Consider the following 22364-nt stretch of genomic DNA (forward strand, 5'->3'; position numbering starts at 1 on the left):
GGCTTACGTTGGTTTCTGCACCCAGAATTGGTACATGTTGAAGAACACGTCCGGGTTATCGCGCTCAAACTGCTGCCATTGTGCGAGATCAGTCGCTGCCGTGTCATCGGGAAACCGGCTGCGGTAGGCGTTGACAATATGCGGGTCCAGCTCGAAGCCCAGGAACTCCAGATCGTGCTTCTTCAGAAACTCGGCGATGGCCGTCAGCGTCGTGCGGTGTTCCTGCACATGGAACAGCAAATCGCGGCAGGTGCTGGTACTGAAAAAATCCGAGCTCTTGGTCACGCGGCCCCACTGGCCTGGGTCTTTCGCATCCAGCAACTCCTGACGGCACTGGCGTATGCCTTCTGGCGTAGCGGCGTAGCCGCGCTCGGCGATCTGCTCCCGGACACGCACGATGTCGCGGCGCGCCAGCTCGCTGTAGAAACCCAGTTTCATCAGCCCACCCGGCTTGAGCAAGCCCAGCAAAACGCGCCAGCCCTGCTGCGGATCGGCCAGGTGGTGCAACACGCCGCTGGACTCGATCAAGTCAAAGCGCTCTTGCAAGGAACCCAGTTGCAGTATGTCGGCTTGCGCAAACGCGATGGACGCCACACCCATTTCCGTGGCCTTGCGTTTGGCATAGCCCAGGCTGCTCAAACTCAGGTCTACGGCCAATAGACTGGCATTTGCAAAGCGCAGCGCAGTATCAATAGCGTGCTGGCCTGTGCCGCAACCGGCAATCAGAATGCGCGGTGCATCACCTTGTGCCAAAGGCTTAAAGTTACTGCGTGGAAAGAGTTGCTGCAGGGTCTGGTTGACCGTCAAGCCGCTGGCGGTAGCCGGCAAGCGCACCCAACGCGGATAAGGGCTTTCTTCATACTGTGCACGCACCTCCTGTGACACGCCATCTTCAATCTTTGTCAAACGCGACATGCCATCACGAAGGCTCAGCTCCTCCGCAGGCTCACGCAGTTGTTGGGTCAGCACGCGTTGCAGCGCCTGCGGCAATTGCATCGGCAGCACGCTGTCGGCGTGCGCGAGCGATGCCAGCGGGAAATAGCTGGCCAATGCCAATAGCGCCTGAGGCAGAACGGGCTTGCCGGCAAGCAAGTCCACGACAACCCGTTCTCGCAGTACGGTGGCTAGCGCAAGCTCTGCGGGGTGTGCGGAAAACACATACTCACTGATAAAGCACTGGCTGGCCAGCGCCGCGAAGAAACTCCACGTGCCCTCGGGCAGCGCGCCGGCGTCAACCCATTCCAACAGGTTGCGCCGTGCTGCTGTGAGATAGCGCTCTATGTCGGCGTCACAAATTTGCGCAGCCTGCAACAAGGCGCACAACAGTCCATTCCGGTCCAGCCGCGGCAGGTCATCAGGCGCCAACACGGACGGCAGTGGCGTAGACAGCCGCACCAGATTCCAGCCAGCGCGCACCAAATCATTGGGGCGGCCCCAGGCTTCTGTGATCGCTCGCAACAGCCAGCCACGCACGTTGGCATCGTCTTGCGACCATTGCACGTATTTGACGCAATCTACAAACAATTGCCGCATCTGCGGTGTTTCCTGCAATTGCAGGCTGCGGCAAATCAACGGCAACGCATCGGCGTGCTGGCCATGGCTATAAAGAAGATAGGCCAGCTGCTCCAGCGCATCAGCATGATCGGGTTGCAGGTTCAGCGTTCGCTGATAACTGGCGGCGGCTTCTTGCAGCCGCCCAAGATCGCGGTAGGTGTTGCCCAGATTGCCATGGGCTTGCACAAAATCCGGCCGTAAAGACACGGCGCGCTGATAACAAACAAGTGCTTCCTCGTTGCGCCCGGCAGCCCGCAATGCAGCGCCCAGATTGCTGTGCGCTTCCGCGTCCTGCGGCATCAGCGTGGCTGCTTTTTGCAGGGGCTCCAGCGCCTGTGCCGTTTGCCCGGTTTGCATCAGGATGGCACCCAGCGCTTTCCAGAAGAAGCCGTAGCCGGGGTAGCGTTGTGTGAGATCGCGCGCCATCGTCGCTGCCTGCGGGTATTGCCCTTGGGAAAACAATGCCACCAATGCGTGGATCTGCTGAGGCTGGGGTTCGCGGGCGTGTGGCATGGTGAGGCGGCAAGAATATCACCCACGGCGCGACATCCAGCGCACTTGGGCTATGCTCAAAACACTGTGTCCCCGCTGCTATCCCCCGCCACTGACGCCACGCCTTGTACTGCCATGCTTCTGGCTGCGGGCCGGGGTGAACGCATGCGTCCGCTGACGGACCACACGCCCAAGCCCATGCTGCAAGTGCAAGGCAAGGCGCTGATGCAATGGCATCTGCAAGCGCTGGCGCGCGACGGCGCGCAGTCAGTAGCGATCAATACCGCATGGCTCGGTGAGCAGATTGAGACGGCTTTCGGCACGCATACCGATGGCCTTGCGTTGCAGTACTCCCACGAGGCACGCGATTTTGGTGAGGCGCTGGAAACTGCGGGCGGCATCGCGCGCGCCCTGCCGTTGTTGGCGTCTGTGTTTTGGGTACTGGCAGGTGATGTCTATGCGCCAGATTTCGTCTTTTCAGCCCAGTCCTTCACGCGATTTGCCGAAAGCGACAAGCTCGCGCATCTGTGGCTGGTACCCAACCCTGAGCACAACCCGGGCGGTGACTTCGGGCTGGAGGTAGCCGAGGGACAAGACACCGGCCTTGCGCTGAACCTGCCCAAAGACTCCGCCCAGCCCCGCTGGACCTATTCCACCATCGGGCTGTACCGCAGCGAATTGTTTACGGCGCCCTGGTGCACCATCGACTCGGGCAACCCTCTAGGCACCAAGGCATCGCTGGCACCGCTATTGCGTACCGCGATGGACCAGCAGCGCGTCAGCGCAGAGCTGTACACCGGGCGTTGGACCGACGTCGGGACGCCGCAGCGCCTAGCACTATTGAACCGAGTCTGAACCTTCTATGATGCAGGGCTCAACCACCGGAATGCACGTGTTTCCTGCTTACGCCCGAAATTGCCTGGTCGCAATGGCGCTATTGGCCAGCCTGCCCGGCATCGCTGCGGCCGGTTGCTCACGCAACATCGTCGTTCCGATCGCACCGATCGGACTGAGCGTATTTGTCGCGGCAGACAACACCATCAGCGGCGTGTACCCCGAACTGCTGCGCAATGTAGGGCTCAAGGAAGGCTGCGCATTCGAGCTTTCGTTGGTGCCCAGAGCCCGCCTTGACCTGCTCTATGAAAGTGGGCGGGCCGATTTGCTGATACCCGCTTCACGAACTCCGTCCAGAGATGAATTTGGCATCTTCGTGCCGCTGATCCAAAGCCGGGCGACATTGATTTCGGTCGCATCGGATCGATTGGTGATCCGCAATGCGCAGGAACTGATAGACCGTCATGAGATCAAGGTCGGGCTGGTGCGTGGTTTTGATTTTGGCCCGGCCTACCAATCACTGGTCAAAGAGCTGACACGCCAGGGTCGCGTGGTGCTGGACGTAGACGCCGCATCCGTCGCACGCACGCTACAAAGCGGGGCCATTGATATGACCATCATGGCCCCGTCCATTCTGGTCGGCGCGATGCAGGCCGACCCCAAGGCCGCAGGCCTGCTGGAGAAGCTGCGATCAGAACCGATAGACGAATTGCCCTGGGGCGACAGTGGCGTCTATATTTCCAAAAGCGTGGGTGAGGCCGACAAGGCTGCACTCAAGGACATGCTTGAGCGCGCCGGCAAGTCCGGTGTGGTCTGGAAAGCGTTTCAGCGTTTCTACCCGGCCAATGCACTCACTGGCAGCATTCGCGCCCGCTAACTCCGCCTGACCCTATGGCTCTGCTTCTTGCGCCCATGGAGGGTCTGTTGGACTTTGTGCTGCGCGACATCCTGACGCGCGTCGGCGGCATAGACCGCTGTGTGTCCGAATTCATTCGCGTCACCAACACGGTGTTACCGGACCGTGCCTTCATCCGCATCGTGCCCGAGCTGCTGACGGGTGGGCGCACGTTCTCTGGTGTGCCGGTGCGGGCTCAGTTGCTGGGCTCTGACCCTGAATGTCTTGCCGACAACGCAGCCCGGCTTGCCGCGCTGGGACCGGATGGCATTGACCTGAATTTTGGCTGCCCGGCCAAAGTGGTGAACCGCCATGGCGGCGGCGCGGCCCTGCTGGACGACCCGGAACTGATGTGCCGCATCGTCGCCGCGGTACGCCGTGCAGTGCCTGCGCACATGCCGGTGTCGGCGAAGATGCGCCTGGGCTTTGCCGACGACTCGCGCGCCGAGGAATGCGCACAGGCGATTGCTGCAGGTGGCGCTGGTGAGCTGGTGGTACACGCCCGCACCAAGGCCGACGCCTATCGCCCACCCGCGTATTGGGCGCGTGTTGCCGATGTGCGCCGCGCAGTGAACATTCCGGTGATTGCCAATGGCGAGATCTGGAATGTGCAGGACGCGATGCGTTGCCGCGAACTGTCGGGTTGCGATGACCTGATGCTGGGCCGAGGCATCGTGACCGACCCGGGTCTGGCCTGGGCGATCCGCTCCGAAATGGCACCAACCGTAGCAGTGCCCACGGTGACATGGCAAAGCCTGCTGCCGTTGATGGCGGACTTCTGGCATCTGGTTTGCAGCCGCCTGGAACGCAAGCAACAGGCCGGAAGGTTGAAGCAGTGGCTGAATTTTCTGCGCCGCCGCTACCCGGAGGCCGAGACAGCTTATATGGCGCTGCGCACACTGAACCATGCGCACGAGATTGACGACTGGCTGGAGCTCAACTTGGGTATTGCACGCCAGTCAATTGCTGAGACACTTCCCACAGCTTAGCGGCAGCGGCCAGATCACGCGAACGCCGATTGGAGCCCACCTTGACCGGCGGGCCGCGCATTTCGCCCAGCGAGCCGGGGCCGCAGTAATCACCGCCCTCAATGTCTGCACCCAGGGCGGCATACAGCGTAGGCTGCGCTCCGCCCCGTGCCGAGTTGAATACCAGCCCCGCCAGCGGCGCCAGGCCGCCCACGATCTTGGGCATGTGCTGGAATAAATTGGTGGCCGAAATGCCCGGATGCGCCGCCACCGACAACGTGGAAGCACCCGCTTTGCTGAGCCGCCGTTGCAACTCGTAGGCAAACATCAGACACGCCAGTTTGCTTTGCCCATAGGCCCTGCGCGCGTCATACCCCTTGGTGAATTGCAAGTCATCAAACTGGATGCCGCTCCATTTGTGCGCCAGGCTGCTGAGCGAAACCACGCGCGCACCGGGTGTGGCATTGAGCAGCGGCAACAGCAAGCCGGTTAGCGCAAAGTGCCCCAGGTAATTGGCGGCGAGTTGGCTCTCGAAACCATCCTCCGTCAACGCATAGGGCGGCATCATGATGCCGGCGTTGTTGATCAACAGATCAAGGCGCTTGAACTTCTTGCTGAACGCTTTGGCAAATGCGCGCACCGACTTCAGGCTGGCCAGATCCAGCGCCATGCAGTGCACCTGGGCCTTTGGATACTGCGCCGCGATCTGCGCGTTCGCAGCTTCTGCCTTGTCCAGGCTGCGGCAGGCAAGCACGATTTCGCATCCCTGGCCCGCCAAGGCCAATGCGGTCTCATATCCCAAGCCAATGTTGGCGCCGGTCACGATGGCAAGACGGCCTGTCTGCATCGGCGTTTGGTCAATGGTCCATGTCATCAATAGAACTCCGAGCAGGTTGGACTACATGTCCTGCAACAGTCGATAGCCAACGCCGGTTTCCGTCAGCAAATATTTGGGCTGCGCCGGATCGGCTTCCAGTTTCTGCCGAAGATGGCCCATGTAAATCCGCAGGTAATGGCTTTGCTCGGAATGCGACGGACCCCACACGTCGCGCAGCAATTGCTTGTGCGTCATCACCCGCCCGACATTGGAGATCAGCACATTGAGTAAACGGTACTCAATCGGCGTGAGGTGCACCTCCTCGCCTGCGCGCCGGACAATGCGCTCCAGACGGTTTACCTCGATATCGCCGAACTGGAAGACGGCATCCTCACTTGCTTGCACGCCGGTAGATGAGTCGCCCGAAGCCGTGCGTGGTCGCCGCAGGTTGGCGCGCACACGTGCCATCAGTTCCCCCAAACCGAATGGCTTGGTCAGGTAGTCATCGGCGCCCGCATCCAGCGCCGCAATTTTGTCTTCTTCTCCCGCGCGGGCCGACAGCACGACGATGGGCACATTCGACCAACTGCGCACATCGCGGATCACATGGATGCCATCTCCATCCGGCAGCCCCAAATCCACGATCAGCAAATCGGGCTTGCGCGTGCCGGCGTCGGCCAGGCCTCGTTGCGCGGTCTCTGCCTCGTGAACCAACCAGCCCTCCGCCTCCAGCGCCGCGCGCACAAAGCGACGGATCTGAAGCTCGTCCTCGATCAGGATGGCGACGGGTTGGGGCATGGCAATTCAGGCGGCGGTGTGCGTGGCAGTGTGACCTTGAATTCTGCACCACCGCCATCGGCCTGCGTCACTGAAATCTTGCCACGGTGGGCTTCCACAATCGCTTTACAGATGGCCAAGCCCAAGCCGACGCCACGGGTTGACGATTCGCTGTGGCCGCGGGTGAATTTTGCAAACAGATCTTCCTCATGTCCTTTGACATGGGTCGGCAGGCCGGGGCCAAAGTCACGCACCGTCATGACCAGTGCGGACGCTGAGACCTCTGCGCTGAGAACCATCGCCGGGTCGTGCGCGGTATCTGAAATACCGTATTTGGCGGCGTTCTCCAGCAAATTGACCAGCACACGCTCGATCAAGCCAGCATCAAATTCCACGAGGGGCAAATCTGCGGATAGCTCGGTGCCGACTTTTAGCGCACCCAGTGCGTGCCGGGCAGACAGGATCGCACTGCCGACGACCTCTTCCACTGATTGCCAGTCTTTGCGCAACTCCACCTGTCCGCTTTCCAGCCGTGCCATTTCCAGCATGTTGGTGACCTGGGCACTGAGCTCCCGCGCCTCCAGCCCGATGGACTGCGCTGACATTTTCTGATCCGCGGTCAAGGGATGGGAAGCTGCCAGGGTTTCCGCCAGGCCCACCAAGGTGGTGAGCGGCGTTCGGATGTCGTGGGACATCGCAGCGAGCAAGGTGTTGCGCAAGCGCTCGGATTCCATCTGCACCACTGCCGATTGCGCGACTTCAACATAGTGGACGCGCTCCAGCGCGATGGCGATCTGGCGGGCCAGGGTTTCCAGCTGTTTGACCTGTTCGGGAATGAACAGCCAACGAGGTTTGGCTGGCTGCACCGCCAGCACGCCACGGATGCGCATCGGCGCTTGTAGCGGGACGTAATGCCAAGTGCTGGATGGCAGGGTGTCCGTCGCCAGGCCAGCACGCTGGCCGCGGTTGAATGCCCAGTCGGCAATGCTGGTGTCCAGGGAAGCTGGCAGTCCTTCCGGATAAGCCAGTTGGTCAATCTCATTCATCAAAAGTACCTTGCACTGCCCGCCAAAGGTGCGCTGTACCGCTGCTTCCCCCAGCTCCACCACCTGCACCGTCTGCAGCGCAGCAGACAGGTCCCGGGTCAACTCAAACAGGGCTTGCGCGCGGCGTTCACGGCTCGCCGACACACTCGCAGAGAAGCGCAAATGGGCAGTCAGTTGGCCAATCAGCAGGCCCACGCTCAACATCACCGCAAAGGTCAGCAGGTACTGCACATCGCTGACTGCAAAAGAAAACTGCGGCATCACAAAAAAGAAATCAAACGACGCCACCGACAGCACGGCGGCCAACGTGGAAGGGCCTCGGCCAAGACGAACGGCAACCGCCACGACACACAGCAAAAACAGCATCACAATGTTGGCAAGGTCTAGCAGATTTGCCAGAGGGAGCGTCAGCAAGGTGGTGGCAACACATGCAGCGGCTGCCTTTGCATAGCGGGGCCAGGCATCTAGCCAGGACGGCGCATCGATATCGGTCGACGCCTGCTCGGGGATGGCGCTCTGAATGCGGCGCACGCTGGGCGTGGTGCCGATTTCAATGATGTCCAGCGTGGGGGCCAGTGTCGCCAGCTGGCGTGTCAACGTCGGACGCACTGCGCGCCACAGCGCACTCCATCGGCGATCCGCTGGGCGGCCCAATACCAAGGTTGCGCAGTTCAACATCTGCGCGTGCTTCAGAAGCTCGGCTGCGACATCGTCGCCCGTGAGTACCGCCGTGCTGCCGCCCAGCTCTTCGGCGAGTTTGAGAACGGCCAGCGTGCGGTCGCGGGTGGCAGTAGGCAAGCGCTGCAGTGTGGGCGTCTCCACACAGGCCGCATGCCAGTTGACATTGAGCTGGCCAGCCAGCCGCGCCGCGCTACGGACGGCGTGCTCCGAACTTTCGCCCGGGCCGACGCAGACCAGCATCGCGCCCGACGTATTCCAGGCCGCCCCAGTCGGCGCATCGGGTCGGGCCTGCTGCAACTGCTTGGCGCGGTAGCTGCGGACATCGTCACCCACATGCTCGGCCGTGCGGCGCAGCGCAATTTCACGCAGCGCAAACAGGTTGCCCTTGCGAAAGAAATTCTTGCTGGCTCGCTCGGCCTGGTGCGGGACATACACCTTGCCCGCCTTGAGCCGCGCCAGCAGCTCATCAGCTGTCACATCCACCAAAATAACTTCATCCGCCCCGTTCAGCACGGTGTCTGGCACGGTCTCATTGACGCGGATGCCAGTGATGGCACCGACCGTGCCATTGAGACTCTCCAGATGCTGCACATTGATTGCGGTCCATACATCAATGCCCGCGTCCAGCAACTCCTGCACATCCTGCCAACGTTTGAGGTGCCGCGACCCTGGCGCATTGCTGTGCGCCAGTTCATCGACCAGCAGCACATCGGGTTTGGCGGCCAAGGCGGCATCCAGGTCCAGCTCCATCAGCACCTGGCCGCGGTACGGAACCTTGCGCAACGGCAGCAGCGTAAGCTCTGCCAGCAGCTCCATGGTCTCCTTGCGGCCATGCGTCTCGATGACGCCGACCAGTACGGACTGGCCGGCGCGCTCTGCACGGTGTGCCGCACTGAGCATCGCGTAGGTTTTGCCCACGCCGGCGCTGGCACCGAAATAGATGCGCAATTTGCCGCGCTCGAGCCCCAGGCTCTCCTCTTGCAACTGTGCGAGAAGAGCGTCTGGGTCCGGCCGGTTGTCAGCGCTGTTTGCCATGGATCAAGTGTGCATCAATGCAGAGCGCCCAGCGCGAGATTGAGCGGCAATACATGAACCACTGGTTGGCCCAAAATGCCCAATAGCGGACGCTCGGTGTTCTGATCGACCAGGGCCTGCACCTTCTCCACGGGAAGATTTCTGGCTTTGGCAACACGCGCCAATTGGTACTGCGCAGCAGCCAGACTGATATCCGGGTCCAGCCCACTGGCCGAAGCGGTGACCAGATCTACGGGCACCACAGCGGTGTTGCCAGGGTCGGCTGCCCGCAAAGCTTCTACACGTCCCTTGACAGCATCGACCAATGCCGGATTCAAGGGCCCTTGGTTGGAACCACTCGACGCAATGCCGTTGTTGGGCTGCGGGCCAGTGGCAGACGGGCGGCCCCAGAAGTGGCCGGGGTCGGTAAAGTTTTGCCCAATCAAGCGGGAGCCAACCGGCTTGCCGTCTTTGACGATGAGGCTGCCTGCGGCTTCGTTCGGAAACAATGTCTGGGCAATTCCGGTGACCGCCAAGGGGTAGGCGATTCCGGTCACGAAGGTCAATATGCCGAAGGTGGTCAACAGGGGACGAATAATTTTGTTCATGGCATTTCCTTAAATGAGACCCATGGCAACAAGGATCAGATCAATCACCTTGATGCCAATGAAGGGAACGATCAAGCCGCCGAGGCCGTAAATCAGCAGGTTGCGGCGCAAGAGAATGGCTGCGCCTACCGGACGGTATTTCACGCCTTTGAGCGCCAACGGGATCAGGAACATGATGATCAAGGCGTTGAAGATCACGGCCGACAGGATCGCCGACGAGGGGCTACCCAGGCGCATCACATTGAGGGCCGCGAGCTGCGGATAGGTGCTTACAAAAATCGCCGGGATGATGGCGAAGTACTTCGCCACGTCATTGGCAATCGAGAACGTGGTGAGCGACCCGCGTGTCATCAACAGCGCCTTGCCAGTCTCCACTACCTCCAGCAGTTTGGTGGGGTTGGAATCCAGGTCCACCATATTGCCGGCCTCTTTGGCCGCCTGCGTGCCGCTGTTCATGGCCACGGCCACATCGGCCTGGGCGAGAGCCGGTGCGTCGTTGGTGCCGTCGCCTGTCATGGCGACCAGACGGCCTTCGCTCTGATAGCTGCGAATCAGCTTGAGTTTGTCTTCCGGCGTTGCTTCTGCGAGGAAGTCGTCCACGCCAGCTTCAGCAGCAATCGCTGCAGCAGTGAGCTTGTTGTCGCCAGTGATCATCACCGTCTTGATGCCCATGCGGCGCAGCTCACCGAAGCGTTCCTTAATGCCGGTTTTGACAATGTCCTTGAGCTCGACAATTCCCAACACTGCATTGCCATCGGCGACGGCCAGCGGCGTGCTGCCACGGCGCGAAACTTCGTCAGACACGCGCACCAGTTCCGGGGGCAAAGTGCCGCCCAGCGACTCCACATATTTGCGGATGGCATCCACTGCACCTTTGCGCAGCTGGCGCGTGCTTCCATCAGGGCGCGTGACATCCACGCCGCTCATGCGGGTTTGAGCCGTAAATGGGACTTCCACCGTTTGGCCCACCAGTGCTTCCACATTTCCGAGGCGCTGCGCCAGAGTCACAATGCTGCGACCTTCCGGCGTTTCGTCTGCCATAGATGCCTGGGTTGCGCAGATCGCAAGCTGCGCCTGCGTCACCCCCGGTGCAGGCAGGAACGCAGAGGCCTGGCGGTTTCCGTGTGTGATGGTGCCGGTCTTGTCCAGCAGCAACACGTCCACATCGCCTGCCGCTTCTACAGCGCGGCCGGAAGTTGCGATCACATTGGCCTGCATCATGCGGCTCATGCCCGCCACACCCACCGCAGACAACAGGCCGCCAATGGTGGTGGGGATCAGGCACACCAGCAAAGCCACCAGCGCGGTGATGCTGACAGCGGTGCCCGATTGAGCGGCGCCCACGCTGAATACCGAGTAGGGCAGCAGCGTAACCGTCACGACCAAAAACACGATGGTGAGTGCCACCAACAAAATGGTCAGCGCGATTTCATTGGGCGTCTTCTGGCGCTTGGCGCCTTCGACCATGCTGATCATGCGGTCCAGAAAGGATTCGCCGGGATTGACCCCAATGCGCACGACCAACCAGTCGGACAGCACACGCGTGCCACCGGTGACGGACGCAAAGTCGCCACCGGATTCGCGCACAACCGGTGCCGACTCGCCAGTAATTGCACTCTCATCCACAGTCGCAACACCCTGGATCACTTCACCATCGACGGGGATGGTGTCACCCGCCTCGACCAGCACGATGTCACCCTTGCGCAGGTTTTCGGCCTGATCGGGCAACCATGTGGTCCCATGCTTGGGCTCTTTTAATTTTTTAGCCCAGGTGCTTTTTTTCATGCTGCGCAGCGATGCGGCTTGCGCCTTGCTGCGGCCCTCGGCCAAGCTTTCTGCAAAGTTGGCAAACAGCACGGTGAACCAAAGCCACACGGCGACCGTGAAGATGAACCAGGCCGGCGCCTCACCTTGGCCCTGCAAAGCTTGGAAGCCCAGCAAGGTGGTCAGAATGCTGCCGATGTAAACGACAAACATAACCGGGTTGCGCCACTGTGCGCGCGGACTCAGCTTGGCGAAAGAAGAGGCGATGGCTGGCTTGATCAGCGCAGGATCAAACAGCGTCAAAGAGGTTTTTGTTTTCATGGTGTGTACTTGCTCAATGAATCAATGGGTCGAAAAGAGCATCAGGTGCTCGACCATCGGCCCCAGCGCGAGCGCAGGCACATAGTTCAGAAGGCCTACCAACAGCACGGTGCCGATCAACAGCACCACAAACAATGGGCCGTGGGTTGGCAATGTTCCGGAGGTGACCGGTAGGCGCTTTTTGGATGCAAGCGCACCCGCAATAGCCAGCACCGGGACGATTACGCCAAAGCGGCCAAACCAGACAGCAAGACCCAACAGGACGTTGTAGAAAGGTGTGTTCGCAGACAAACCGGCGAAGGCGCTGCCATTGTTGTTGCCAGCCGATGTCAGCGCGTAAAGGATTTCGGAGAAACCATGTGCGCCAGGGTTCGCAATGCCCGCCTTGCCCGCATCCGCCATGACCGCTATGGCTGTACCCGCCAGCACAATGATGGGCGTGACCAGGATAGCGATCGAGGTCAGCTTCATTTCGTGGGCCTCAATCTTCTTGCCCAGGTACTCCGGCGTGCGGCCGATCATCAGGCCGGCAATAAAAACTGCCAGGATCGCAAAAACCAGCATGCCGTACAGGCCGGTTCCGGTGCCGCCAAACACCACTTCACCCAGTTGCATCATCACCATGGGGACCATGCCGCCAATGGGGGTCAGTGAGTCGTGCATGCCGTTGACCGCACCGCAAGACGCAGCGGTGGTGATGACGGCAAACAGGCTGGTGGCGTTGATGCCAAAACGGGCTTCCTTGCCTTCCATATTGCCGCCTGATTGCAGGGTGGACTGGCTCTGGTCTGCGCCCAGCGGGGTCAGCAAGGGATTACCGGTTTGTTCAGCCGGTGTGATGACCATTACGGCCACCACAAACATCGCAGTCATCGCCGCCAGAATGGCCCAGCCCTGGCGCTTGTCGCCCACTTCAATGCCGAAGCTGAAGCACAGCGCAGCTGGAATCAGGAAGATGGCCAGCATTTGCAGGAAGTTGCTCAGCGCAGTGGGGTTCTCATACGGATGGGCCGAGTTGGCATTGAAAAAACCGCCACCGTTGGTGCCCAGCATCTTGATGGCTTCCTGGGAAGCAACCGGGCCCATGGGCAGCGTCTGCTTGTCGGTTTGGGTGTCCTGCATCACCGGCGCACCCTTGTCATCCACCACGGGCGCGCCATTGGCGTCGATCTTGGGAATCTGGAATGCAGTGACTTCCAATGTGGTGACATCCTTGTAAGCGTCAAAGTTCTGAATGACACCCTGGCCGACCAGGAATAGGGCGAAGACGAGCGATAGCGGCAGCAGCAACCACGCCGTGATGCGCGTCATGTCAACCCAGAAATTGCCAATCACCGCGGTCGAACGTGCAGCAAATCCACGGATCAGTGCGAACACCACGGCAATGCCAGTGGCGGCGGAAAGGAAGTTCTGCACCGCCAGGCCTAGCATCTGGGTCAGGTAGCTCATCGTGGACTCTCCCGAGTAGCCTTGCCAGTTGGTGTTGGTCACAAAGCTCACCGCGGTGTTGAAGGACGAATCAGGCGAAACAGCTGCCATACCTGCCGGATTCAGTGGCAGGCTGACTTGCAGGCGCTGCAATGTGTAGACCACAAGAACACCCAAGGCATTGAAGGCCAACAGGGCCAGCGCATAGTGCGTCCATTTCATGGACTGCTCCGGGGAAGTCCCGGCAAGCCTATACAACGGCGCTTCAACCCGTTGCATCCATCGTGGGTGGTTGCCGGCACTCAGGCGGGCAATCCATGTACCCAATGGCCAGGAAACAACCAACAAGACAAGTAAGAAAAGGGCCAGCAGACCCCAGGCAGAGGCGGTCATTCAAAACTCCTCTGCGCAAATCAGCGCGTAGACCAGGTAGGCCAGCAGCAGGATCGACAAAACGCCGCCCAGACCGTAAAGCATGTGGAGCACGTTCATGCGCGTTCTCCTTGGGGCTTTGCGAGCTTTTCGAGCCCCTTGACCATCAGCACCATGGCAAGCCACAGCAGGGCCCCCGTGACCACGTAAGGAATATCCATTGACTCTTCTCCAGTAAAAAACCTGAGAGTGAGGATATTTTTTTGACTGTAAAAACGGGGATGAAAGCGACTACGTGCCCGTAAAAATTCCGTAAAAATGCAGCAATGAAACCTTGCTGCCCCCGCCTGCAGGCGGCTTTCTACCGGCGCACTGAAGGAAGTAGAACAGCACATCCGCCCGTAAATTGTTGGGCGGCACGTCGGAAAAACCTAAAACGTCAGATCGGTCTTGAATCGGTCTGTCGCCGCCACCAGTGCTGCGGTGATGCCGGGTTCAAACGCAGAGTGCCCCGCGTCTTCCACCATCACCAGCCGCGCCTCGGGCCAGGCCTGGTGCAACGTCCACGCGGTGCGCGGCGGGCAGACCACGTCGTAGCGGCCCTGCACGATCACGGCGGGTAGGTGGCGGATGCGCTCAACGCCCTGCAGCAACTGCCCGGGAGTCATAAAGCCTTTGTGCCGGAAGTAGTGCGCCTCCAGCCGCCCGACAGACAGACCCACCGTGTCATTGCCGTGTTGGTCTGCAACGTCTTTGTCCTGCAGCAGATGCAGACAACTGCCCTCGTAGTGGCCCCAGGTGCGCGCAACGCTTAGGTTTTGCGCCGGGTCGTCGCTGAAGAGCTGTTCGCAATACGCATCCAGCAACTCGCCGCGGCGCTCCGGCGCGATCGGCGCGGTGAATTTCGCATGTTCTTCAGGAAAGAACCAGCCTATGCCTTGCATGAACCAGTCAATCTCCGCGTCGGAACACAAGAAGATGCCGCGCAGCACAAAGCCCAGGCAGCGCTCCGTGTGCGCCTGCCCATAAGCCAGCGCCAGCGTGGAGCCCCAGGACCCGCCAAACACCAGCCATTGCGAGATCCCCAGCATCTCGCGCAGTTGCTCAATGTCCTGAACCAATAGCGGCGTGGTGTTGTCGCGGTACTCGCCCAGCGGCGTGGACTGCCCGGCACCGCGCTGGTCGAACAGCACGATGCGGTAGCGCTCGGGATCAAAAAACTGGCGGTGTTTGGGCGAGGTACCAGAGCCCGGGCCGCCGTGCAGGAACAACACGGGAATGCCTTCGGGGTTACCGGATTCTTCCCAATAGAGAGTGTGGATTGCATCGACCGACAAGCGGCCCGTGCGGCGGGGTTCCAATGGTGGGTACAGAGACATCCCCTGATTTTATGGGTCTGCGGATGCTATACATTTCATAGCTGCTTACGCACATTCTGCGGGTGCCTGAGGCACAATTGCCATACAAATTTAACATTACAACAACCATGCATCCACTGATCATCATTGGCGCCGGTCTGGCCGGCTGGACCACCGTACGCGAATTCCGCAAACTGGACACCACGAGCCCCGTGGTGCTGGTCACCTCCGATAACGGCGACTTCTATGCCAAGCCCACGCTGTCCAATGCTTTTGGCCAAAAGCGCAGCCCGCAGCAACTGGTCACCACACCGGCGGCGCAAATGGCGCAAACGCAGAACGTGACGCTACTGGCGCACAGCCGTGTACAAAGCCTTGACACCGCTGCACAAAACATCAAGGTGCAAACCCCGGAAGGCGAGCAAACCCTCACCTATGGCCAGTTGGTACTGGCCACCGGCGCGCACGCCATCCGCGTCCCCATCCAGGGCAATGCGGCTGACAAGGTGCTGTCGGTCAATTCGTTGCAAGACTTCTCCGTGTTCCATTCAGCCCTGGTGGCAGACACAGAAAGCGCCAGTAGCTCCGAAAACCAAAGCAAGACCGTACTCGTGATGGGCGCCGGCCTGATCGGTTGCGAGTTCGCCAACGATCTGGTCCACGCCGGTTTCAAGATTCATGTCGCCGACCCTGCGTCCCGCCCGCTGGCCTTGCTGCTTCCGGAACAAGCAGGGTTGCAAATCCAGACCGCGTTGGAAGCGCTGGGTGTGCACTGGCACTTTGGTACCTCGGTCAAATCGCTGGACACTAGCGATGGCTGGCTGCTCGCCACGCTGGCCGATGGCACGACCGTGCAAGCCGATGTAGTGCTCAGCGCGATCGGTCTGCGGGCCGACACCGCTCTAGCGACCGCCGCCGGTATTGCATGCGAACGCGGCATTGTTGTCGATGGCCATCTGCAGACATCTGCCGCGCATGTCTACGCACTGGGTGATTGCGCCCAGTACGCGTCTGCAGGCCACCGCACACTGCCCTACGTGATGCCCATCATGAACGCTGCCCGCGCGTTGGCCGCCACACTGGCTGGCACACCCACTGCACTCGTATTCCCGCTGATGCCGGTGAGCATCAAAACGCCGGCCTGGCCCGTCGTCGTATCCAGCGCCCACCCGGAACAAGCGGGCGGCTGGATCGCTGATACAGCGCCCGAGAATGGTGAGCCCGGTGGTGCATGGCGTTTTATGGACGCTGAAGGCGCGCAGCGCGGCTTCGTGTTGACGGCCAAGCAAACCGCACGGCGCATGGAGTTCGCCAAGATCACACTGGCCTGAATAATGTCATGACTGATCTGCATGAATTTGCAGTGATCCCGGGGTCTGCGTCCCGGGATGCGAGGTCTACAATGCAAAGCCCATATAAAGCAGCGGGCACGACACCTTTGTCGCAAGCCCTGCCGCAGAGGATGAACAATGTCTGAAGAGTCTTCCCTCCAGCCCCGCGGTCCCGTGGCCAACTCTGCCGAAAAGAAAGAGCAGTTGCGCCAGGCAGCCCTGGAGTACCACGAGTTTCCCACGCCCGGCAAAATTGCGGTCACGCCGACCAAGCAGCTGATCAACCAGCACGATCTGGCATTGGCCTATTCGCCTGGCGTCGCCGCCCCCTGCGAAGAAATCGTCAAAGACCCGAACAACGCCTACAAGTACACCAGCCGCGGCAACCTGGTTGCAGTGATCACCAACGGCACGGCGGTGCTGGGTCTGGGCGATATTGGTCCACTGGCATCCAAGCCGGTGATGGAAGGCAAGGGCGTACTGTTCAAGAAGTTCGCCGGCATCGACGTGTTCGATCTGGAGATCGACGAGAAGCACGACCTGGACAAACTGGTCGACATCATTGCCTCGCTGGAGCCGACCTTTGGCGGCATCAACCTCGAAGACATCAAGGCGCCTGACTGCTTTTATGTAGAGCGCAAGCTGCGCGAGCGCATGAAGATTCCGGTCTTCCATGACGATCAGCACGGCACGGCCATCTGCGTAGGCGCCGCGTTGCTCAATGGTTTGAAAGTCGTCGACAAAGACCCTAAAAAAGTCAAACTGGTGACTTCCGGCGCGGGTGCCGCAGCACTGGCCTGCTTGGGACTTCTAGTCAAACTGGGCATTCCGCGCGAAAATATTTTTGTGACCGACTTGGCTGGCGTGGTCTACGAAGGCCGCACCGAACTGATGGACGAAGACAAGGCACAGTTCGCGCAAAAGACCGACGCGCGCACCTTGCGCGAAGTCATTGTGGGTGCCGACATTTTCCTGGGCCTGTCTGCAGGCGGCGTGCTCAAGGCTGACATGGTCAAGAGCATGGCCGCCAAGCCGTTGATCTTTGCACTGGCCAACCCCACGCCCGAAATCCTGCCGGAAGAAGTGAAGGCAGTGCGTGACGACGCCATCATGGCAACCGGCCGCACGGACTACCCGAACCAGGTCAACAACGTTCTGTGCTTCCCATACATCTTCCGTGGCGCGCTGGATGCTGGTGCGTCTACGATCACATTGGAAATGGAGATTGCAGCGGTGCACGCAATTGCCGAGCTGGCACAGGCGGAGCAGAGCGAGGTGGTCGCTGCGGCCTATGTCGGTGAGGCGCTCGCCTTTGGCCCGGAGTACCTGATCCCCAAGCCGTTCGATCCGCGCCTGATGATGAAGATCGCACCGGCAGTCGCGCAAGCGGCGGCCGACAGTGGCGTGGCGCTGCGCCCGATCAAGGACATGGATGCCTACCGCGAAAAGTTGCAAAGCTTTGTCTACGCCTCGGGCACCACGATGAAGCCGATCTTCGCCGCGGCCAAAAAGGCGCTGCGCAAACGTGTTGCCTACGCAGAGGGCGAAGAGGAGCGCGTATTGCGCGCCGCCCAGATCGTCGTCGACGAAGGCATCGCACTGCCCACATTGATCGGCCGTCCCGCCGTGATCGCCGAGCGTGTGCAGAAGTTTGGCCTGCGACTGAAGGAGGGCGTGGATTACAACGTCGTCAACGTCGAGCAGGACCACCGTTACCGTGACTTCTGGCAGACCTACCACCAGATGACGGCGCGCAAGGGCGTGACGGTGCAGATCGCGAAGATCGAAATGCGCCGGCGCCTGACGCTGATCGGCGCGATGCTGCTGAACAAGGGCGATGTGGACGGCCTGATCTGCGGCACCTGGGGCACGACTGCGCACCACCTGCAGTACATCGACCAGGTCATTGGCAAGCGCAAACCGACAAACGCCGAGGCGGCGCTGGGTACGCAGATTTATGCCTGCATGAACGGCCTGATGCTTCCCGGACGGCAGGTATTTCTGGTCGACACCCACGTCAATTACGACCCCAGCGCACAGGAACTGGCGGAAATTACCGTGATGGCGGCCGAGGAAATGCAGCGCTTTGGCTTTCGCCCGAAGGCGGCACTGCTGTCGCACTCCAGCTTTGGCAGCAGCAACGAACCCAGTGCGATCAAGATGCGCGAGACGCTAGCCTTGCTGCAAGCGCAGGCACCGTGGCTGGAAGTCGATGGCGAAATGCACGGCGACGTGGCGCTGGATGGCGCTGCACGCAAGTTGCTGATGCCAGGCAGTTCACTGGTCGGGGATGCCAACTTGCTGGTGATGCCCAATATTGATGCAGCCAATATTGCTTACAACTTACTCAAGACAGCGGCTGGCGGCAACATCGCCATCGGGCCAGTTTTGCTGGGTGCCGCCAAACCGGTGCATATCCTGACAGCCAGCACGACAGTACGCCGAATTGTAAATATGACGGCCCTTACCGTGGCTGATGCAAATGCCACTCGGTAAAGCAATTCAGAAGAGTTAGCAGTTACTCCAATTCAAAATTTGCCCTTTCTGGATGCCCATTTTTTGGGCAGGGCCTTGCGTTTGCGAGACAAATAAGCGACACTACGCCCCTTGGATTTTTCGGGTCGTCCCGGGATCACTGGAAGGATTTCATGGTTGGCAGGGGGTTGCACAAGTTAGCGCTTACTGGCCTGTTGATGTTTCATGCAATTGCATGGAATGGGGTGGAAGCCAGGCAAGCCGAAGTTTCCTTCAACGGCGCAACAGTCGCACTCAATGCCCTTCCCGCACAAGGCGTGGAAACCTACCAACTGATTCGACAAGGCGGCCCGTTTCCGTTTGAGAAAGATGGCGTTGTGTTTGGCAACCGGGAGCGACAGCTCCCCAGAGCAAAACGCGGCTATTACCGTGAATACACGGTGAAGACGCCAGGTTCTCGTGACCGGGGCGCCCGGCGCATGGTGTGCGGCGGACCCGCCAAGACACCCGATGCCTGTTATTACACGGCCGATCACTATGCGAGTTTTCGCAAGATCGTGCCCTGAGTTGAATTTAGTACTTTGAGAAAGAGAATCGGGGATGGATATGCCACTTCGAACCGTTAGAACGAATATCGTTCAGTCGATCCGCGCCTTCCGGGTGTCGGACCTGCAGGAGGCTGCCCAAGGTTTGGGGCACCACTTCCTGTATGCCAACCTCGCCAACGCGCAGAGCAAGCAGGACGTGCTGGACATGATCGGCCAGCAGTTCACGCTGCCTGCCCATGTCGGCAAGAACTTCGATGCACTGTACGACAGCCTGACCGACCCGGTCCACAAGTCGGGCCCACAGCCCGGTTTTGTCGCCGTGCTGGAACACATCCCGGCCAACGCCAAGTTTGACAAGGAAGCCCGCGAGCAATTGCTGGACATCTTCCGCGACACCGCCGACTACTGGGGAGACCGGAAGATTCCATTCCGGTGCTTCTATTCTTTTCTGTAGCCCGTTCTGCATCCACCAGCCAAGCAGAACGGGCGAACGAGGCCCACACCGATGCCACCGCCGCCGAAGCGGTATCCGGCATTGAATTGACCACCGAAAACGGGGAAAAGATGCCCACCGACAAACTGTTGGATGTATCTCCCTTGGCGCTGCGCATGAGCAGCCCTTTCAACGCCGGATACTGGTTGGCTGCTGCTTAAGCTGCGATCCACTCCTCTGTAAAAAGCCCGTCCTAGCGATGGGCTTTTTTATTGTCCGTTTGCGTCGCATTCGCTTCGGAGCAGTCGGGGTATGCGTTTTGCTCCGCGTCCCCCAGGGCCGTGAGGGCCCCTCCTCCTTGACCTGCGCAAAACACATACCCCGACTACTCCTACGTAACTTTGGCATGGCAATGTCTTTGAATTCACCTCCCACGAAGAGCTTCTAGCGGATGGTGCGGGGTGAGCTCCATTGCGAAATCAAGGAGGAGGGCCCTCACGGCCCGGGGGACATTCGCTTTGGGGCTTACCCCGCGCCGTCTGCGGGCGAGCAAAAAGGCTTAGCCAGCAGAATGCAATTGCTGCACCAACGCCACGTATTCAGCAACCGGCACTTCTTCCGCCCGACGTTGCACATCAAAGGTTCCGGAAAATTCCCGCTCCGTCAACCAGCGACCCAAGGTATGGCGCAACAGCTTGCGACGCTGACTGAATGCCACCTGCACCATTTCTTCCATTAACGCCAAGTTCAGAACAGGCGGCACTTCCAGCGGAATCATGCGCACAATCGCGCTGTCCACCCGCGGCGGTGGATCGAAGCTCTCTGGCGGAACAAACAGCACGTTTTCCATCGCGTAGCGCCACTGCAGCATCACGCTCAGGCGGCTGTAGTCCGAAGTGGCGGGCTTGGCCACCATGCGGTCTATTACCTCTTTTTGCAGCATGAAGTGCTGGTCTTCAATGACCGCCACATGCGTCAACAGGTGAAACAGGATGGGGGTGGAGATGTTGTAAGGCAGATTGCCCACGACACGCAGTTTGGGGCCGTCGGCGGCAACAGCGCTGAAGTCGACGCGCAGTACATCGGACTCAATCACCTCGAGCTGCGGATTGCCGCGCAGGCGCAACGCCAGATCGCGGTCCAGCTCAATGACCGTCAGCTTGCCCAAGCGCTCCACCAGGGGCTGCGTCAACGCGGCCAGCCCAGGACCGATTTCCACCATGCGCTGGCCCGGCTTGGGCGCGATCTCGTGAACGATGGCATCAATGATGCCGCCATCGGTCAGAAAGTGCTGGCCGAAGCGCTTGCGCGCGATGTGTTTCACAAAGGCGGCTCGCGATATTCCACGAAGGCCTTGTCGCGGATGTCACGCGCCCAATTGGCGAAGGCTTCTTCGTAACGCGCTTCCTTCATCTGGTTGCGCACCAATTCGCGAATTTCTGCAGGTTTCATTTCCACCTTGCGTCGTTCCGTCACCTGCAAGATGTGAATTCCGAAGCGAGACGCAAATGGAGGACTGATTTCACCGTCCTTCAAACGGTTCATCACTTCTTCGAATTCGGGAACAAACATACCGGGCCGCGCCCATCCCAGATCGCCACCCTTGGGTGCGCTTCCATCCTGCGACATCTCCCGTGCCAACGCGGCGAAATCCGCCTTGCCAGACAAAACACTTTGCCGGGCTTCTTCCAGCTTCGCTCCAGCAGCGGCTGGCGACAGCTGGGGCGAGGCGCGCAGCAATATATGGCGGGCATGGGTTTCAGGAATGGCATCGCCCACCACATTGGGGGTGCGGCGCTCCAGCACTTTGAGGACATGGAATCCAGCACCCGAGCGCACGATGTCAGATACGCCGCCGACGGGTAACTTGTAGGTCGCCTGGATAAACGATGCCGGATAGCGCTCGCCCTTGCGCAGACCCATCGCGCCGCCATTGGCGCGATCGCCGGCGGACACCTCTTGCATGACTTTGGTGAAGTCCTCGCCACCGCGGATGCGGGCCAGCACATTCCTGGCTTGCGTAGCGAAATACGCCACCTGCTCATCATTGGCCTTCTCTGGCACGGCGATCAGGATCTGCGCCAGATTGACTTCCTGGGCGTAGGGATCAGAGCTGCTGGCCTTTTGTTCCTGCAAAAACCGCTCTACTTCAGCATCGCTAATTCTGATCTTGGCAGATACGTCACGCTCATGCAGGCGTTGCAGCGTGATCTGGTCACGAAGCTGGATACGGAATGCGAGCGGCGTGACACCGTCCTTGACCAGGCGCCTGCGCATCTCAGCCACATCCATCTGATTCTGCTGGGCGACGTTCTGCTCCGCCATATCGACTTCAGCCTGCTCAACGCGAATACCCGTTTCGCGGGCCTGCTGCACCTGGGTCTTGTCGTTGATCATGCGCTCCAGCACGCCCTTTCGCACTTCTTCCAATGGAGGTACTTGCTGACGCTGCTGCGTCATCTGCTGAATAACGCGTCCCACATCGGACATCAGCTCGCTATTGGTAATCGGCTCGGAGTTGACCACCGCAACGATGTAATCCACCTGCTTGGCTGCAGCGGTGGAAGCGGCTGGCTGCGCCATCGCAGGGAAAACAAAGAGGCTGCCAATGCAAGCCAGGGCAATGGCCCAGCGGAAATTTTTCATGG

General features: G+C 60.1%; 19 protein-coding genes. 8 read left to right on the top strand and 11 right to left on the bottom strand.

Going from position 1 to position 22364, the window contains the following annotated elements:
- Positions 1-3 precede the first annotated feature (3 nt).
- On the bottom strand, positions 4-2067 hold the full coding sequence (locus AC1DV6_RS06895; RefSeq protein WP_477976436.1) for a tetratricopeptide repeat protein: 2064 nt from the start codon (positions 2065-2067) through the stop codon (positions 4-6).
- Between the two features lie 114 nt (positions 2068-2181).
- Here AC1DV6_RS06895 and AC1DV6_RS06900 point away from each other — a divergent pair, with 114 nt between their 5' ends.
- The 3 genes from AC1DV6_RS06900 to AC1DV6_RS06910 are packed head-to-tail and all read left to right on the top strand — an operon-like array spanning position 2182 to position 4764.
- A complete protein-coding gene (locus AC1DV6_RS06900; RefSeq protein WP_477976438.1) occupies positions 2182-2901 on the top strand; it encodes a nucleotidyltransferase family protein in 720 nt (239 codons plus the stop codon).
- Between the two features lie 31 nt (positions 2902-2932).
- On the top strand, positions 2933-3757 hold the full coding sequence (locus AC1DV6_RS06905; RefSeq protein ID WP_477976440.1) for a substrate-binding periplasmic protein: 825 nt from the start codon (positions 2933-2935) through the stop codon (positions 3755-3757).
- A gap of 14 nt (positions 3758-3771) precedes the next feature.
- Positions 3772-4764: a tRNA dihydrouridine synthase gene (locus tag AC1DV6_RS06910; RefSeq protein ID WP_477976442.1), complete on the top strand. Its 993-nt coding sequence runs from the start codon at positions 3772-3774 to the stop codon at positions 4762-4764.
- Here the strand turns inward: AC1DV6_RS06910 and AC1DV6_RS06915 are convergent.
- The 8 genes from AC1DV6_RS06915 to pip all read right to left on the bottom strand — a co-directional run bounded on the left by AC1DV6_RS06915 (position 4712) and on the right by pip (position 14950).
- Complete coding sequence (locus tag AC1DV6_RS06915; protein ID WP_477976445.1) at positions 4712-5617, bottom strand: oxidoreductase; 906 nt, start codon at positions 5615-5617, stop codon at positions 4712-4714. The two genes, AC1DV6_RS06910 and AC1DV6_RS06915, sit on opposite strands and share 53 nt — an antisense overlap.
- Positions 5618-5641: 24 nt before the next feature.
- A complete protein-coding gene (gene kdpE / locus AC1DV6_RS06920; RefSeq protein ID WP_477976447.1) occupies positions 5642-6358 on the bottom strand; it encodes a two-component system response regulator KdpE in 717 nt (238 codons plus the stop codon).
- Positions 6334-9099 carry a DUF4118 domain-containing protein gene (locus AC1DV6_RS06925; protein ID WP_477976449.1) on the bottom strand — a complete coding sequence of 922 codons (2766 nt, stop codon included), beginning with the start codon at positions 9097-9099 and terminating at the stop codon, positions 6334-6336. The genes kdpE and AC1DV6_RS06925 overlap by 25 nt, the downstream gene beginning before the upstream one ends.
- A 14-nt stretch (positions 9100-9113) precedes the next feature.
- Entirely contained in the window at positions 9114-9686 is a 573-nt protein-coding gene (kdpC, locus tag AC1DV6_RS06930; RefSeq protein ID WP_477976451.1) for a potassium-transporting ATPase subunit KdpC, read from the bottom strand.
- Positions 9687-9695: 9 nt separating this feature from the next.
- Positions 9696-11771 carry a potassium-transporting ATPase subunit KdpB gene (gene kdpB / locus AC1DV6_RS06935; protein WP_477976455.1) on the bottom strand — a complete coding sequence of 692 codons (2076 nt, stop codon included), beginning with the start codon at positions 11769-11771 and terminating at the stop codon, positions 9696-9698.
- A 21-nt stretch (positions 11772-11792) separates the two neighbouring features.
- Positions 11793-13592, bottom strand: coding sequence for a potassium-transporting ATPase subunit KdpA (kdpA, locus tag AC1DV6_RS06940; protein ID WP_477976457.1), 1800 nt, complete (start codon positions 13590-13592; stop codon positions 11793-11795).
- Positions 13593-13691 (bottom strand): K(+)-transporting ATPase subunit F, encoded by a 99-nt coding sequence (gene kdpF, locus AC1DV6_RS06945; RefSeq protein WP_477976459.1) that lies wholly within the window; start codon positions 13689-13691, stop codon positions 13593-13595.
- A gap of 311 nt (positions 13692-14002) precedes the next feature.
- Positions 14003-14950, bottom strand: coding sequence for a prolyl aminopeptidase (pip, locus tag AC1DV6_RS06950; protein ID WP_477976461.1), 948 nt, complete (start codon positions 14948-14950; stop codon positions 14003-14005).
- Positions 14951-15057: 107 nt separating this feature from the next.
- On the opposite strand from pip, the gene AC1DV6_RS06955 reads away from it, so the two are divergent.
- The 5 genes from AC1DV6_RS06955 to AC1DV6_RS06975 all read left to right on the top strand — a co-directional run bounded on the left by AC1DV6_RS06955 (position 15058) and on the right by AC1DV6_RS06975 (position 19937).
- Positions 15058-16260 carry an FAD-dependent oxidoreductase gene (locus AC1DV6_RS06955; protein WP_477976463.1) on the top strand — a complete coding sequence of 401 codons (1203 nt, stop codon included), beginning with the start codon at positions 15058-15060 and terminating at the stop codon, positions 16258-16260.
- Between the two features lie 138 nt (positions 16261-16398).
- Positions 16399-18756, top strand: coding sequence for an NADP-dependent malic enzyme (locus AC1DV6_RS06960; protein ID WP_477976465.1), 2358 nt, complete (start codon positions 16399-16401; stop codon positions 18754-18756).
- A gap of 197 nt (positions 18757-18953) precedes the next feature.
- Positions 18954-19301, top strand: a complete 348-nt coding sequence (locus AC1DV6_RS06965) for a guanyl-specific ribonuclease (protein ID WP_477976467.1) — start codon at positions 18954-18956, stop codon at positions 19299-19301.
- A gap of 34 nt (positions 19302-19335) precedes the next feature.
- Positions 19336-19737, top strand: coding sequence for a barstar family protein (locus tag AC1DV6_RS06970; RefSeq protein WP_477976469.1), 402 nt, complete (start codon positions 19336-19338; stop codon positions 19735-19737).
- A complete protein-coding gene (locus AC1DV6_RS06975; RefSeq protein WP_477976471.1) occupies positions 19716-19937 on the top strand; it encodes a hypothetical protein in 222 nt (73 codons plus the stop codon). Before AC1DV6_RS06970 ends, AC1DV6_RS06975 begins: the two co-directional genes overlap by 22 nt.
- A 338-nt stretch (positions 19938-20275) precedes the next feature.
- Here the strand turns inward: AC1DV6_RS06975 and rsmA are convergent, their stop codons facing one another.
- Both rsmA and AC1DV6_RS06985 read right to left on the bottom strand, forming a co-directional pair.
- A complete protein-coding gene (gene rsmA / locus AC1DV6_RS06980) occupies positions 20276-21040 on the bottom strand; it encodes a 16S rRNA (adenine(1518)-N(6)/adenine(1519)-N(6))-dimethyltransferase RsmA (RefSeq protein ID WP_477976473.1) in 765 nt (254 codons plus the stop codon).
- The gene (locus tag AC1DV6_RS06985) at positions 21037-22362 is read right to left on the bottom strand and encodes a peptidylprolyl isomerase (RefSeq protein ID WP_477976474.1); all 1326 of its coding nucleotides are present in this window, start codon (positions 22360-22362) and stop codon (positions 21037-21039) included. Before AC1DV6_RS06985 ends, rsmA begins: the two co-directional genes overlap by 4 nt.
- Positions 22363-22364 lie beyond the last annotated feature (2 nt).

This window comes from Rhodoferax sp. P2_H8_2 (assembly GCF_056403235.1).

Bases quoted from the DNA above. Each gene is read 5' to 3' on its own strand.
- AC1DV6_RS06955 (WP_477976463.1), top strand. From the start codon at position 15,058: ATGCATCCACTGATCATCATTGGCGCCGGTCTGGCCGGCTGGACCACC.
- pip (WP_477976461.1), bottom strand. From the start codon at position 14,950: ATGTCTCTGTACCCACCATTGGAACCCCGCCGCACGGGCCGCTTGTCG.
- AC1DV6_RS06915 (WP_477976445.1), bottom strand. From the start codon at position 5,617: ATGACATGGACCATTGACCAAACGCCGATGCAGACAGGCCGTCTTGCC.
- kdpA (WP_477976457.1), bottom strand. From the start codon at position 13,592: ATGACCGCCTCTGCCTGGGGTCTGCTGGCCCTTTTCTTACTTGTCTTG.
- AC1DV6_RS06905 (WP_477976440.1), top strand. From the start codon at position 2,933: ATGCACGTGTTTCCTGCTTACGCCCGAAATTGCCTGGTCGCAATGGCG.
- AC1DV6_RS06925 (WP_477976449.1), bottom strand. From the start codon at position 9,099: ATGGCAAACAGCGCTGACAACCGGCCGGACCCAGACGCTCTTCTCGCA.
- kdpB (WP_477976455.1), bottom strand. From the start codon at position 11,771: ATGAAAACAAAAACCTCTTTGACGCTGTTTGATCCTGCGCTGATCAAG.
- AC1DV6_RS06895 (WP_477976436.1), bottom strand. From the start codon at position 2,067: ATGCCACACGCCCGCGAACCCCAGCCTCAGCAGATCCACGCATTGGTG.
- AC1DV6_RS06970 (WP_477976469.1), top strand. From the start codon at position 19,336: ATGGATATGCCACTTCGAACCGTTAGAACGAATATCGTTCAGTCGATC.
- kdpF (WP_477976459.1), bottom strand. From the start codon at position 13,691: ATGAACGTGCTCCACATGCTTTACGGTCTGGGCGGCGTTTTGTCGATC.
- kdpC (WP_477976451.1), bottom strand. From the start codon at position 9,686: ATGAACAAAATTATTCGTCCCCTGTTGACCACCTTCGGCATATTGACC.
- kdpE (WP_477976447.1), bottom strand. From the start codon at position 6,358: ATGCCCCAACCCGTCGCCATCCTGATCGAGGACGAGCTTCAGATCCGT.
- AC1DV6_RS06910 (WP_477976442.1), top strand. From the start codon at position 3,772: ATGGCTCTGCTTCTTGCGCCCATGGAGGGTCTGTTGGACTTTGTGCTG.
- AC1DV6_RS06965 (WP_477976467.1), top strand. From the start codon at position 18,954: ATGTTTCATGCAATTGCATGGAATGGGGTGGAAGCCAGGCAAGCCGAA.
- AC1DV6_RS06960 (WP_477976465.1), top strand. From the start codon at position 16,399: ATGTCTGAAGAGTCTTCCCTCCAGCCCCGCGGTCCCGTGGCCAACTCT.
- AC1DV6_RS06900 (WP_477976438.1), top strand. From the start codon at position 2,182: ATGCTTCTGGCTGCGGGCCGGGGTGAACGCATGCGTCCGCTGACGGAC.
- AC1DV6_RS06985 (WP_477976474.1), bottom strand. From the start codon at position 22,362: ATGAAAAATTTCCGCTGGGCCATTGCCCTGGCTTGCATTGGCAGCCTC.